The following is a 13,291-nucleotide window of genomic DNA, read 5'->3' as shown; positions in this document are numbered from 1 at the left end:
CATCGCATGTCGGCACTCGGTTCCCGTCACGACACCGCGTTCTCGGACTGATCAGACGGACTGCCCCGACGTTCTCGAGCACTGTGCCGATCGAAGGCGCGCGCATGACCCCTCCCCTCCGCCGAGCCAGCAGACAGTCGTCATCGGTCAGCGACTGGCCACACTGAACACGCCACCAGCCAGCAGCACCAATACAGCACTGGCCCAGGCAGGCCCGCTCGAGCCCACAGCCGCGAGGGCTACACCACCGGCCACCGGCCCGATGACGGCACCGGTATTGAGAGCGACGGTGGCGAATGCACCGGACATCGTCGGAGCGCCCTGGGCGGTGGCGACAATGGTTCCGCGAGTCGAATTATCGTCGATGACGCGTACGCGGACCGCGACCTGGGGAAACATCGCCCAATTCACTCATCACTTTGCCCTCGAAGTGATGAGTAGACCTGACTCCCCAAGGCAAAAAGATGACCCCCTGACCTGCATTTCTGCTGGTCAGGGGGTCATTCTTGTGCGCCATCAGGGATTCGAACCCCGGACCCGCTGTCAGAGTGATGACAATTCGCCTGGATGCATCCGAGTCCACCACAAGCCGGTTCACCTGGCAGTTCAGGGAGTCGAGCGACCACCGACGTACAACCGGATTCACACGCGTTCAACTCAAAAAGATGACTAAAAGATGGCACTCTCGAATCCGCCCAACACCAAGAACATCCTGCACCGACCATCCTCGTTCACATGGTCACTCGACTCCACCAACAGCAAAGGAGTGACCTCCTGTCCCTCTCCAATTATCCGACTGACGAGCCTGCAGGGCTCCCCGCCGAAACTCAGATCGGCGTCCGTGTCGGAGCCTTCACCTAGTCTCCTGTCCATTCAGCTCGACCCTTGGCAGAAAAGAGTCTCGACGATGCCAGCGCAGGCGTGGGTCACTCTGATCATCGGACTGATCGCCACCATCGGTGTCATCATCACCTGGCAACAGAAGAACTCCGCAGACCGCCGCTCCGAGTGGTTTCGACGGACCACTTGGGCGTTCGATCGCACCTTCAGCACCTCCGACACCGAAGCCCAACTCGGATGGAAAGTGCTCGAAACTCTGGTCGCATCTAGACTGGCTACACGCAGCGACTCCGACATCGTCCAAGTCATCGCCGAGCAAATAGCGCTCGGAGACTCGGACGGAGATTACGACGAGGAGGCAGGAAATGACCACAGCAACACCGAAGAATCCGGCCCCGGCCATTCGTAGCCTCGCCGTCCGCCGGGCAGCGGCACAGGCCGCGGTCGCAGCTAGCGCCAAAACCGGTCGGCCGGTCCCCGACGCCGTACAAAAACTCGCCAACTCACGCTAAAAGTTCGGGTGCGCTCGCCCCCATCCTTCGGCGCGATAGAGACGCGCACGAGAAACGCAGGCCGTCGCGTGACTTCGATGGTTGTGAACTGACATCTTGGTGCGCAAAACGCAGGCAGCGGCGGCGTGCACAGGTGCCAAGCTTGCGACGGACACCTCGCGTGACTGCTTAATTGAAGAATTTTGAATTGCTGTGGGGGTGTAACACCATATTTGCTCGATGGGCAGCTGCGAATCGTCCGGTGTGGGTGAAACCCCAGAGCAGTGCGATGTCGCGCAGTCGACGCGCTAGCCCGAGCGAACCCACTGTTGGGACAGGGGCCCACTCGGCAATGACGATGGTCTCCGAACTGCGCCGATCCTCAGGTCAGACAGTAGCTGCGGTGGACGACACTGGTCCGGAGCTCGTGTCGTCGTTGCCGAGGCCCGCCGCAACCTGCTTCCGGTCGGCCCACACCAGCGCCACCACCGCAAGGAGGCAGACAGCGGCCGACGCTGCGAAGACCGAGAACAGGTCATGGGCTCCGCCTGCTGCGATGGCCGCACCGCCGACCACCGGTCCGAGGAAGGCACCGACGAACGAGGTTCCGTTGGACCACCCCAACGCGGTTGCCCGTACCGGGAGCGGGAAGATGTCGGCTGTGGTGGAGTGAATCAGGTTCATCGTCGAGTGGCCTCCCAGCCCGGTCAGAGCGACGCACGCAATGGTGCCGGTTAGTGAGAGCGGCAGAACCAAAATCCCGACCAGTCCGGTGACGGTGCATATGCTCGTCGCAACCGCGACGATGGCGGGGCCGCGACGATCGGCGGCCCACGCAGCTACGAACGACCCCGCAACTGCTGCCCCGGTGAGCGTGAAGGTGAGCAGCAGCGCCACGCGCAGCGAGTACCCCAGATCGACCATGGCTTGCGTGGCCCATACGTTCAATCCCTGCCACGCCACCATGTTCGCGATGGCGCAGGCAGCAATCACGAACGTTGCCGCAAATCCCTTTCCGACGAACATCACCCGTAATTTACGACCGGTGGACCATAGACGGCCGGCGATCTCCTGGGGTGTGTCGGTCGGGATGGTCATCAGTGCAACGGCGACCAGAATTGCCGATGCGGTTCCCGCGCCAACGAAGAACATCGGCCGCCAACCGAAAGCAGGGAGGACGGGGATTGCCAGCAACGCGGCCACGACGCCGCCCAACGGAATTCCTGCCATAGTGACGGTAACGACGAGGGATGCACGACGAGCGGATGAGCTGTTTCGGGCCGCGGTCATCGCGGTGGTCAGCGATCCACCGACACCGACACCGGTGACGAATCGGGCGACGGCCAACATTTGCACTCCCAGGGCTGCACCGGTCAGCACAGCTCCCACTGCAAACAACGCTATGGCACACAACAAGACTCGTTTGCGTCCAATCCTGTCGGCGCACCACGGTGCGGCAACCGAACCGACGATCGCGCCGATGTAGACGAGCCCACCGACCAATCCGGTCGTTTGATCAGTGAGGCCGAGTGCACTGTCCTCCAGCAGCAACGGCACCACGGATCCGTACACGATCAGATTGAAGCCTTCGATGACCGTGATGAACATGCACAGCACGATCACCCCAGGGTGCGAACGAAATTCGATGTCAGTCCCAGCAGACGGCGGAGATGTATTGGACAGCATTTCTGACTCCTGGTTGGGTCGATGTTTGCGCGGCGGCCGGACGGGCCCCGGTGACCAGAACAATCTTCGAAACTCACTGTGAACTCGGTGAACTCGGTAACTGGCCGATCCTGGAAACCGAGGCACCCAATGTCACACTGCAGACTCAGTGAGTCCGACTCGCAGCTTCTCATCCTGTCTTCTGGGACGAATGGGGTGACCGCTCCCGCAATGCGCTGCATATTGGAGTAAACGTCACCGATCGAAGAACCGAAGAAAAAATGAACTCCAACTCTGAGGTGTAGATCGTCGGCTTCCGCCCGGTGACTCGTTCGGCGATGCTGGCGTCGGATTCGAGCGGATGTGGTGAAGGCACACCGAACGATCTCCAGGAAGGTCGAGCGCCAGATATATGCCGATGACGTTCCGTCGGGACTGCTGGAGTGGATGGTATTTTGGTCGCCAAAGCCCGTTCGAGCGACTGCCTGAGCGTCTGAGGCTTTCGCAACACATGTGGCCGACTATTATTGAATCGAAATTTCGCCTACAAGAGCGGCTGTCGCCGAAGTTCCACAACGAACTCGACCCGAAATCGCGACCATCAGACGCCGACTGCACCCACCGAAGCCTGCTCAGCCGCGGCGGCCAGGATCCAGTTGCGGAACTCGACTGCAAAATGCTCGAGGTGATGCTCCACCACCACTGGGCCACACGTCACCGGTAGGGTCACCGACAGCCGTGCCTCGAATCCGCCTGGCACATCGGCAAACGAATTCGAGATGGATCCGATCACGGTGCCGTCGGCCAGCGCCATCCGTGACCGGCGTCCCTGCGGCGCATCGCCATCGTCAGGAAGTTCGACTTCGGCGGTAGCAGCATCATCCCAGGGATGCATGTAGAACGAGCACACGTAATCACCGAGAGTCTCCACGATGTTGACGCCTCCTGCGCCGGCGTGGATCGAATAATGCTCCGGATGCCCCGCGATGAGAACGTCCTCACGACCAAACGCCCGAGACAACCATGCGCTGAACTCGGTCGCAGTGATGCCGCGAGCGTGCAAGGTCGTCGTACCCGAGGACTCCTCCCCCGCCGAGCGTTCGACCTCAGCCCGAAGATAGGCCGTTGCAGAATCGATCTCGTCCTTGAGCAGCTCGAGCAGAGAATCGCGACCCAGCCTGCCTTTGAGCAATGCCAGCGCGCGTTTCGCGGCCGTCAATTCGAAACCGTCGATACTGCTATCGCGGTCTTCGCCTGCCAGACGCACCCAACGATCGGAATCGGTCGCCACACACTGGTGCTGGTCGGTAGTCATTATGGGCCTCACTTCGATCGTTGGGTGGTGTTGGCTGTGTGTCGATCCGGTCAGTGCGACAGGACCGGAAGTTGGATATAGGAAGCGTGGTCACCACCGGTGTGGATGACATGCTGGCCAATGTTGGCACCGACGTATTCCCGGATACCCGGCATCAGAGTGCCGAGTAGATTGCGAGAGCTGACGACGAATCGCAGCTGTTCGCCCGGGTGGAATGTGAGACCGATCGGCAACAGGTCGATCTCGATATCGACAACGTCACCTTCCGAGAGCTTTTCGACCCGATCGAAGGTGTGCGCCGGCACCTCGTCAGTGGACAGGTTCTCGTCGAGGTGGCGCGCCGATGCCCGCAGGCGTCCGTCGGAGCCCTTGTACTTGAGAATCGTTGCGCCGTGGTCGGTGAGGTCGTGCGCTCGCGCGCTCTGATTCGGGACAGTGAATGCCTGCAGGGGTGTGCCGTACGCATCGAGTTTCTGTACGAGAACGAAAATATCCATGTCGTCGGAGCCGCGCGCTTCGACCCAGAGGTGCGCCTTGGGGTATCCGACCATCACGGTCTCCTGTTCGAACCGCGTGATGAACGAAACCGCATTCGGGTTGGAATCGACTTCGTATGCTGCGATCGCTGCATCGCCGGGTGCTGCGGATTGCAAGGTACGAGACTGAGCATCCAAGAAGAACTTTGTCGACGAAGCATGTTCCGGTGGAAACGTTTCCGCGGAGACTCCGACAGTGTCACCGCCATTGAGATCGAGCACGGAGTACCGAACCCTCGGTGTCTGCTCCCAGCCGTTGTCCTCACCCTTGAGGTAGTGATCGAAGAAGCGACGAAGGTCCTCGACATTCGCCTCGTCGTAGTAGTCGGGCCATTCCTGACCGTTGTGGATACGCAACCACTTCTCGTCCGACGCGATTCGACGCCACGCGCGGAACGTCCCCGCGGTGTGCAGGGTGTTCGAATAGCTGGCGACGACGTACGCCGGGACGGTGATGCGGTCGAACTGCGGAATCTTGTTCTCCCACAGCTCGGTCATGAGTGGGTAGCGTTCCACTTCGGAGAGAATATCCTCCTTCTGATTCTTGCCGAAGAAACTGCCGTCTTGAAGCTGCTGCGCGAAGCCGGTGTCAGGCATTCCGCCGCGCAGGACCAGATCGCGATAGACATCGCTCACGCCCTCCCACGGGTTGATCGCAGCGAGGTGGGGTGGCTGCTCTGCAGCTGTGAACCACTGCGACACCGCTAGATACGACGTCCCGCTCATCCCAACCTTGCCGCTGCACCACTGCTGCTCGGCGAGCCACTCGATGAGGTCGTAGCAGTCACGACCTTCCTGCCTGTCCCACAGCACGCTGTCGCCATCCGAATCGACCACACCGCGAATGTCAGGATTGCAGATCGCATAGCCACGGGCGCACCAGTACGCCGGGTCCGGAGCTTCGAACTTCTCCAGACCGGAAACGATGGAATTCTCGAGCCCGACGAGTCCGAAGACGCCCATCACGCTGGGCGAGCTGCCCTGTCCTTTTCCGTAGGGGCTCCAGGCGACGACAACCGGCACCTTTTCTTCCCCGACCGGCCTGAACACGTCAACATAGATGGTCACACCATCACGAAGCTGGACAGCGACATCTTTTTCGAAAACCACATCGACGGGGAGAGAACGAAACTGAGGTGCTATTCGGTATCCGGCCTCCAAGGTCCGAGAACCCGGATCGAATCCCGTCAACACTCCACTTCGGCCTGCAGGCAACGGAGTGGACGGTACGAACATCTTCTGGTCTTCGCTCATGTCGAGCTCCTCATCTCGTGGTCCTCGCTTGCCTTCGGATCCCACAACGAGCGTACGTCCGATCGACGATTAACTCAACACCTGTTTATATAATTCTTGGAAAACTGATCGACAACCCGTGATCCAGATGGACGCATGTCGACATTCCTCCGCCATGCGCTGCGCGAAGACGGGTAGTGCGTGGCACTTCAAGGCTTCGCTCAGCGATCTGCAGTTCACCGCCGGAGCTCCGTAGCCATCCATGCAACCACCGCGACTGCGCATCCACGGCCTCCCGTGCGATTCGCGCCTGCGACGGCAGACCGGGACGTCAGTGCGTCATCTGCCCTTGATGGCGTTGAAGTACCGAACGTCTCCTGCCTCCACCGCTTCGCGTAGAACATGCCCGGTGTGGTCTGGTCGCTGATCGCCGACCGGTTGCGGCACATCAGGATTCCCGGTGTACGAGATCAATTTGGAGATGCGGTGTCGAATGCGCCATCCCTTGTCGGTCCGCACCAGTTCGTCGTCGTACCAACCCGAACCCAGCCAGGTCGGTCCACCGAAGGCTGCTTTACGAACAAGCAACCAGTTGCCGTACGTGAAGGTGTATGCCTTGTCGCCTTCGACATGCACGAGGTGGCCCGTCATCGTGTGCTGGTGGGTGTCGAGAGTCTTGTGGAAATCTTCGAATGCACTTGTGAGGCTGGCAACATCCGGCCACGCAGCGCTGGCTGGACCGAACTCTGCCTTCACGTCCTCGGTGAAGATGTCGTTGAACAGGTCCCACTGATGGGAGTCCAGCGCGAACGCGTAGAGGTTGAGAACTTCGATGATTGCCGCTTTGTCTTCGTACTCACTCATTGCGGGTCTGCTCCATTCCACGTTTGAAAAATCGGATCGACTACCGGGCGATGCGCGACCGCTCCACGGTTACAGCGAGTGCGACGTTGCGCCACATCGCTGCATAACACCCGAAACATTCGGGTCTTTAGATCATTCATCGTGACTGCAGTCACTGTCAACCCCGAGAAATCTCGGCAACATCAATTGAAGGCACCGACGAACACGTCACGCAGACGATATGACCGTCAGGAATGGAACTCAACGGTTGTTCATATCACGGCTCGGCGGTAAGATTTGCGCGATGACGGTCGAGAGAAGCCAGGCAAGCAAGCCGCGACGTGGACGACGCCCCGGAACGGAAAGCACCCGTCAAGCTGTGCTCGACGCCGCTCGCGCCAAGTTCGCACGCGACGGATTCGCGGGCACGACCATCCGGTCCGTCGCTGCTGACGCAGGCGTCGATGCCTCTCAGGTAATGCAGTTCTTCAGATCGAAAGACGATCTCTTCGCATCGGTGATGGCCATCCCGCCCTCTGCACTCGAACGATTCGATATCGCGTTCGAGGGTCCAGACGAACACCTCGGCGAACGGGTAGTTCGCGCTTATCTGGCGGCATGGGAAGGAACGCCCGAGCAGTCCGAGCCGCTGATGGCCATGCTACGCAGCGCGATCGGGAATGAACACGCCAACGAGCAACTCCGCGACTTCATTCAATCCCGTCTCCAGCACGGAATGAACCCCGACGGCGACGCCGACGCCGCGCTGCGAGCAGGACTGGCATCATCGATGCTCGTCGGCATCGTCACGAGCCGCCGCATCATCGGAGTACCACTACTGACCGAAGCGAGCACCGACGATCTCGTCCGCATCGTGGCACCAGCGATCCAACGAGTCCTCGCCGCGGAGTAACGCACTTCGATCGAGGCGGTGACTTCAGGGAACCTCGGTGCTTCGGAGATCCGAGCGATCCGCCGGCTCGGGTGCGATGTAGACCCGATCGGGGCCGAAGGATGGGATTTCGGCGAACTCGTCGCCCACCCCGGGCGTCTGCGCGACGTCGATCGTTCTGCGTAATGGCCTGTTCGGGATGAGTACGGTCGCAACCAGAGTCACGACAGCGATGAAACCGGCGATCAGAAAGATTCGCCCCGTAGCATCACCGTAGGCGGTCCGAACGACAGCGGCGACCGGTGGCGGCAGCGCCCCGAGGTCGAGTGAGGAACCAGCACCGGCCGAGGCGTCGATGCCCAACTGAGCGAAGCCTGCAGCCGACTTCTGGGCCACTTGGCCTGCCAACAACGACCCGAGAACGGACACACCGATCGCTCCACCGAACGTGCGAAAGAACGCGACGTTGGACGATGCCGCACCGATATCGTGCACGCTGACCGTGTTCTGAACGGCCAGTACGAGATTTTGCATCAACATGCCGATTCCGAGCCCGACGACCGCGATGAAGACGCCGATGGACCACAGACTCGTAGCGTGATCGACGATGCCGAGTAGCAGGAATCCGACCACCATGAGACCCGCGCCCGCCACAATGAAGGGCTTCCATTGTCCGAGCTTGGTGATGAGTTGGCCAGATCCGACGGAGCTGACGAGCATGCCGAACACCAAGGGGATCGTGAGTAGCCCAGCTCCGGTGGGAGAGAATTCGCGTGCCGTCTGGAAGTATTGCCCGAGGAACGTGGTGCCGCCGAAAAGCCCGACACCGACGGCAACGGACGCGATGATGGCAAGGCCGGTCGTGCGCTCGGTGACGATCTTCAAAGGAATGATCGGCGATGAGTGACGAGCCTCCACGATGACGGTCACGACCAAGAGCAACACCCCGGTGCCGACAAGAATGGCCGAGTCCCGGGAGAGCCACTCGTAATAGTCTGCCTTGCCTGCGAACGAGACCCAAACCAGGAGAACGGAGACTCCTGCTGTCAGCAGCAGGGCACCGAGCCAGTCGATGGACACGTCGTCCTTGCGCACGGTCTCGATATGGAGCGTCTTCTGCACGAGCCCGAAGGCAACGACAGCAACTGGCACGCAGATGAAGAAGCACCAGCGCCACCCGAGCGGACTGTCGACGACCACGCCGCCGAGAATGGGTCCGCCCGACATCGATACGGCGGTGACTGCACCGATGTAACCCGAGTAGCGTCCGCGTTCACGCGGGGACACGATCGACCCGATGATGGCGATGACGAGGGCCGTCAGACCCCCCATACCGACACCCTGAACGACGCGAGCCGTCAACAGAATCGGTATGTTCGGCGCGAACCCGGCAAGCATCGAGCCTACAACGAAGACGACGATGGCGACCTGAACGAGAACCTTCTTGTTGAAGAGGTCTGCGAGCTTGCCCCAGATCGGCGTCGACGCGGCGTTGGCAAGCAGGGCCGTTGTGATCACCCAGGCATAGACGGTCTGCGAACCGTCGAGGTCACCGACGATGGTTGGAAGCGCCGTAGTGACGATCGTTGTGCTGAGAAGAGCCGTGAACAGCGCAGCGAGTAGGCCAGTCAAGGCTTCGAGGATTTGCCGGTGCGACATTGCGTCGGGATCTGCGGCACGACCACTAGACGGCGGAGTAGATGGCATTGGTTGTCTCACATTCGATTTCAGATTTCCGCGGTCCACGAAAACAGGAGACTTCGGTTGCGTTCGAAGGCTCCACATTCAGCCGCCGGGGGGTGCCATAGGAGCAATCAGCGAGAGCTGATACTTGCTATCTACAACCATATGGTGGCAACTGCAGCTGGGCAACGCGGATGCCTGTCCCGTGAGTCACATTTCACTTCGCCGTCACGAAGGATGCCATGCTCGAACTTGTCGCTCGGAGTGAGCAATCCAGCGGCCGGACGCGCGAGTCACTGCCATCGGGTAGCCGAAGCAGTCGGTGACGTTCTTCGAATTCAAGACTTCGCTCACAGCACCGGACGCCAACTCGACACCGGCACCGAGCATCAGCACATGCGTTGTGTGCGATGGGATTTCCTCGAGATGATGAGTGACCATTACGGTGGTCAATTCGGGGTCGGCTGTGGCCAGATGGCCGAGCGCGTCCATCAACTGCTCACGCGCCGCGAGATCGAGACCTGTCGAGGGTTCGTCGAGTAACAGCAGCCGGGGACGAGAGATCAGAGCCCGTGCGATCAACACTCTGCCACACTCCCCCTGCGACATCGTCGTCCACACCGTATGCAAACGCTCACCCATGCCCAAGGCAGTCAACAGCGCACGCGCATGGACAGTGTGCGCCGCAGACGGTTCGTCCCTGGTCACTCGCACGGCGGTATTGGTAAGACCGGTCAGTACCACCTCCAGCGCGGACATAGGCTGGTCCAGCTTGTGACGCGGATCGACGTGGCCGATCAGGGTCCGCAGTTCGCGCATGTCCACGCGTCCGAGTCGACGTCCCAACACCTCGACCGACCCGCGAGTGGGGTGTACTCGGGCACCCAACAGGCTCAGAAGTGTGCTCTTCCCTGCGCCGTTCGGACCGAGGAGAACCCAGTGTTCGCCCGGCTGAGCAGTAAAAGTTATGTCGAACAGCAGATGTCGTCCACCACGGACGACATCGACCCCAGAGACCTTGACGGCAGAGACCCCGATCGGCGCGAGAGATGCTTCCGCGCACTGTTGTAATGACACTGTTGGGCCCTTCGGTTCCAAGCAAACAAAACCGGGCTTTGACATGGCGCTCACCAGGGCCCGGCTCTGTCGCTGTGGCTATCTCTTCGCTGTGACAGGGGCAAAGCGATCGAGCGTCGTAATGCCTTCGAATTCATGCGGTTTCGTTCCGGCCATGATGCGTCCGAAGTTCTCCGACAGGGCCTCCAGATTGAGAGCACCATGGAGGGTGATGACCCGAGCATCCCGCCAGGCGCGCTGAATAGGCTCGAAGTCCATGATCGCGGTCGATCCGGAGTTCCGCTGCAGTAATTCGATTGCCTCCGCGCACCATTTTGCTGCGTATGCGGTCTCTGCGAGTACCCGAGTGCTGAAGAGCTGGAGGTAGTCGGGATCGGCCGGTGTGCCTGCGGCCGCCAGTTCACCGAGCCGATCGGTCTCCGCGGCGTTGGCCTGCGCCATCAAAGCGGCAGACTGAATCTTGGTATGCACCTCGGTCAGCATCAGATGTGTCAGCGGTGCTTCGAGCTGATTCTTGTACGTCGTACCGCGAATCGGTCGGCCGCTGGACCGCTCGAGAAAGCGATCGAGTGCACCGCGGGCAATACCGACCGACATTCCGGCCATCAGGCTGAACGCCCATCCGAGAGTCGGCGCTTTCCACAGCGATCCTGTCAGGCCACTGTCGAGAATTCCTCCGGTGACGTCCCGAAAGTCGACGACACGATAGTCGGGCACAACGAGTTTTCCTTGCGACAGCGAACTCGACACGCTGCCCGTGGCGCGCATGCCGGCGACTTTCCAGTCGTCGTGGAAGTCGAGCTCCTCGCGCGGGACCTGGACTCCTACGAGGTATGGCCCGTCGCCGTCATCGGCGATACATCCGAGGTTGGTGAACGGTGCCCACAACGAATCGCTGCCGAACGTCCACGGTCCGCCGCTGATCTCCCAGCCGCCCTCGACCCTGCGCGCGCGTCCTCGCGAAGCCGGGAAGTGACTCGAAGCGGCGACTCGCGGTCCAACCCACTCGGATCCGAAAACTTCTTCGACGTTCCGAGCTCCGGAGCCGGCGGGGATCCAGTTCGTCGACGCCCCCACCCACACCGTCCAACCGCATGAACCGTCCCATTTTGCGACCTCGGTGATGACGTCCAACTGCTGCCGCACAGAAAACTCATACCCGCCGAACTCCGCGGGACTGCCGATATCGAAAGCGCCTGTCCCGTCGAGGTCGGCAATGGTCTGGGACGAGTGGCGACCGGCTCGCTCGGCGTCGAGCGCGCGTTCGCGCAGCGTGGGCCCCAGGGCTCGAACCTTGTCCAGAACCGCCGTGAGTCGTTTGGAATTGTTGATGGTCTCGATCATGACGTCGTCTCCTGGGTTGATTGGCCAGTGCTCGAACAAAGCTGGCATGAAGTTCGGGGCCCCGCGGGTATCACCGCGCGTGGCATCCCGTAAAACACCCATATGGTTCGGGTAGTTCTTTGAGTGTGACCGTGATTGCCGTCACTGTCAACCCTGCGACGGAGAAACTCGAAGTCTACGAATATGTAATCAGGTCGAATTGGGCTCGTACGCAACCGAATCGACGATACGTCGCCTGAACCACCGGTGCCCCGGATCGTCGGCACGGATCGGATGCCACCACAGCGCGTGATTGAGCGGCGCCAATTCGAACGGAAACTTTACTGTTCGAATGCCCATCCGCTCGCCCATAACGTTGGCAAGGCGCTCAGGAAGAAAAGCGATCCGATCGGTACCGGCAACCAAGTACGGCAACGCCAAAAAATTTTCGCCGACGACTTGAACGAAGGGCTCCACACCATGCGCCCTCAGCTGACCCAACGGAGTCGCCGACGCACGGGGATACGTCTGAAAGTCCGCCCATGGAAATCGGGCCAATTGACCCGGTTCTATCGAGCTGCCGATGTGTGAATTATCCTCGGCAACAACGCAAGCCCACCGATCAGAGAACAGATCAGTCGACGGCAACCCATCCACAGGTCCCCGCGAGACCATCATCGCGTCGGCGGAGAGAAGCTGGACCGATGCATTGTCGACGACCTCGGACCTCAACTGGAGGAACTGAACCCTAACTTCAGGAGCCTCGGCCAACAGCGCCCGAACAATTATGTCGCCGACGGTTGCCACCATGTAGTCGGAAATCAAAAGTGTGAACTCGCGGGTCGAGCTGTAGATGTCGACATCGGGCTCCGCGTCGAGCACACGACCGACGGCGGACACAGCGATCTCGGTCCTTCCGACAAGGCTGTGCCCTAACGGCGTCAGCTCGTACGCATTCCCGACTCGTTCGAGCAATCGGTCCCCGTAGAACCGCCGCAGCCGCGCAAGCGCTGCACTCATCGCCGGCTGGCTAAGCCCGACAGCGACGGCGGCCCGGCCGACACTTCGCTCGCGCAACAAAGCATCAAGCGACAGCACGAGGTTCAAGTCGAGTGTGCCGCGTTGGCCGGCTGGACGGTTGTTCGGACTCATGATGACCCCACTATGCCTGGTGAATCCGTCGAGGTTGCGACTTCGAGAAACGAGCACATACAGCCGCATGCGCCGCTAACGGTGCCTTCCTGGGCTTATTCACGGGGCGAATCGGGGTCATATCGATTCGTTGCTTCCCAGATCCGCTGCGACACGGAAAAGTGACGGTCCTCACACGATTGTCGCCTCCAAGCGCACTTTCCCGTCAGCAAAAGTAGAGGCGTTCGTGGGTCGTCCCACC

Annotated in this window: 11 protein-coding genes; 2 read left to right on the top strand and 9 right to left on the bottom strand. The window is 60.7% G+C overall.

The window, feature by feature from the left end; genetic code table 11:
• Positions 1-147: 147 nt before the first annotated feature.
• A complete protein-coding gene (locus E5720_RS17880; protein WP_136171761.1) occupies positions 148-399 on the bottom strand; it encodes a hypothetical protein in 252 nt (83 codons plus the stop codon).
• 508 nt (positions 400-907) lie between these two features.
• Between E5720_RS17880 and E5720_RS17875 the strand changes: the two genes are divergently transcribed.
• On the top strand, positions 908-1,249 hold the full coding sequence (locus E5720_RS17875; RefSeq protein ID WP_136171760.1) for a hypothetical protein: 342 nt from the start codon (positions 908-910) through the stop codon (positions 1,247-1,249).
• Between the two features lie 469 nt (positions 1,250-1,718).
• Here the strand turns inward: E5720_RS17875 and E5720_RS17870 are convergent, their stop codons facing one another.
• The 4 genes from E5720_RS17870 to E5720_RS17855 form a co-directional block, all read right to left on the bottom strand.
• Entirely contained in the window at positions 1,719-3,017 is a 1,299-nt protein-coding gene (locus tag E5720_RS17870; protein WP_247596035.1) for an aromatic acid/H+ symport family MFS transporter, read from the bottom strand.
• Positions 3,018-3,597: 580 nt separating this feature from the next.
• A complete protein-coding gene (locus E5720_RS17865; protein ID WP_136171759.1) occupies positions 3,598-4,311 on the bottom strand; it encodes a hypothetical protein in 714 nt (237 codons plus the stop codon).
• A 50-nt stretch (positions 4,312-4,361) separates the two neighbouring features.
• Positions 4,362-6,101 carry a CocE/NonD family hydrolase gene (locus E5720_RS17860; protein WP_136171758.1) on the bottom strand — a complete coding sequence of 580 codons (1,740 nt, stop codon included), beginning with the start codon at positions 6,099-6,101 and terminating at the stop codon, positions 4,362-4,364.
• 318 nt (positions 6,102-6,419) lie between these two features.
• Positions 6,420-6,944, bottom strand: coding sequence for a nuclear transport factor 2 family protein (locus E5720_RS17855; RefSeq protein ID WP_136171757.1), 525 nt, complete (start codon positions 6,942-6,944; stop codon positions 6,420-6,422).
• A 283-nt stretch (positions 6,945-7,227) separates the two neighbouring features.
• Here E5720_RS17855 and E5720_RS17850 point away from each other — a divergent pair, with 283 nt between their 5' ends.
• A complete protein-coding gene (locus tag E5720_RS17850; RefSeq protein ID WP_136171756.1) occupies positions 7,228-7,836 on the top strand; it encodes a TetR family transcriptional regulator in 609 nt (202 codons plus the stop codon).
• A gap of 24 nt (positions 7,837-7,860) precedes the next feature.
• On the opposite strand, the gene E5720_RS17845 is transcribed toward E5720_RS17850, so the two are convergent.
• The 4 genes from E5720_RS17845 to E5720_RS17830 form a co-directional block, all read right to left on the bottom strand.
• The gene (locus E5720_RS17845; protein WP_210729897.1) at positions 7,861-9,474 is read right to left on the bottom strand and encodes an MFS transporter; all 1,614 of its coding nucleotides are present in this window, start codon (positions 9,472-9,474) and stop codon (positions 7,861-7,863) included.
• Positions 9,475-9,726: 252 nt separating this feature from the next.
• Complete coding sequence (locus E5720_RS17840) at positions 9,727-10,536, bottom strand: ATP-binding cassette domain-containing protein (RefSeq protein ID WP_247596349.1); 810 nt, start codon at positions 10,534-10,536, stop codon at positions 9,727-9,729.
• Positions 10,537-10,653: 117 nt separating this feature from the next.
• Complete coding sequence (locus E5720_RS17835) at positions 10,654-11,919, bottom strand: acyl-CoA dehydrogenase family protein (protein WP_168708377.1); 1,266 nt, start codon at positions 11,917-11,919, stop codon at positions 10,654-10,656.
• Between the two features lie 189 nt (positions 11,920-12,108).
• Positions 12,109-13,050, bottom strand: a complete 942-nt coding sequence (locus E5720_RS17830) for a LysR family transcriptional regulator (protein ID WP_136171752.1) — start codon at positions 13,048-13,050, stop codon at positions 12,109-12,111.
• Positions 13,051-13,291 lie beyond the last annotated feature (241 nt).

The sequence above is a fragment of the Rhodococcus sp. PAMC28707 genome (assembly GCF_004795915.1).
Classification (GTDB): domain Bacteria; phylum Actinomycetota; class Actinomycetes; order Mycobacteriales; family Mycobacteriaceae; genus Rhodococcoides.
The sequence above is the reverse complement of the archived record's forward strand: the minus strand, read 5'-3'. Positions and strand labels throughout refer to the sequence as shown.

Excerpts from the sequence above, each read along its gene's own strand:
- E5720_RS17880 (WP_136171761.1), bottom strand. The coding sequence starts at position 399 with ATGTTTCCCCAGGTCGCGGTCCGCGTACGCGTCATCGACGATAATTCG.
- E5720_RS17875 (WP_136171760.1), top strand. The coding sequence starts at position 908 with ATGCCAGCGCAGGCGTGGGTCACTCTGATCATCGGACTGATCGCCACC.
- E5720_RS17870 (WP_247596035.1), bottom strand. The coding sequence starts at position 3,017 with ATGCTGTCCAATACATCTCCGCCGTCTGCTGGGACTGACATCGAATTT.
- E5720_RS17865 (WP_136171759.1), bottom strand. The coding sequence starts at position 4,311 with ATGACTACCGACCAGCACCAGTGTGTGGCGACCGATTCCGATCGTTGG.
- E5720_RS17860 (WP_136171758.1), bottom strand. The coding sequence starts at position 6,101 with ATGAGCGAAGACCAGAAGATGTTCGTACCGTCCACTCCGTTGCCTGCA.
- E5720_RS17855 (WP_136171757.1), bottom strand. The coding sequence starts at position 6,944 with ATGAGTGAGTACGAAGACAAAGCGGCAATCATCGAAGTTCTCAACCTC.
- E5720_RS17850 (WP_136171756.1), top strand. The coding sequence starts at position 7,228 with ATGACGGTCGAGAGAAGCCAGGCAAGCAAGCCGCGACGTGGACGACGC.
- E5720_RS17845 (WP_210729897.1), bottom strand. The coding sequence starts at position 9,474 with ATGTCGCACCGGCAAATCCTCGAAGCCTTGACTGGCCTACTCGCTGCG.
- E5720_RS17835 (WP_168708377.1), bottom strand. The coding sequence starts at position 11,919 with ATGATCGAGACCATCAACAATTCCAAACGACTCACGGCGGTTCTGGAC.
- E5720_RS17830 (WP_136171752.1), bottom strand. The coding sequence starts at position 13,050 with ATGAGTCCGAACAACCGTCCAGCCGGCCAACGCGGCACACTCGACTTG.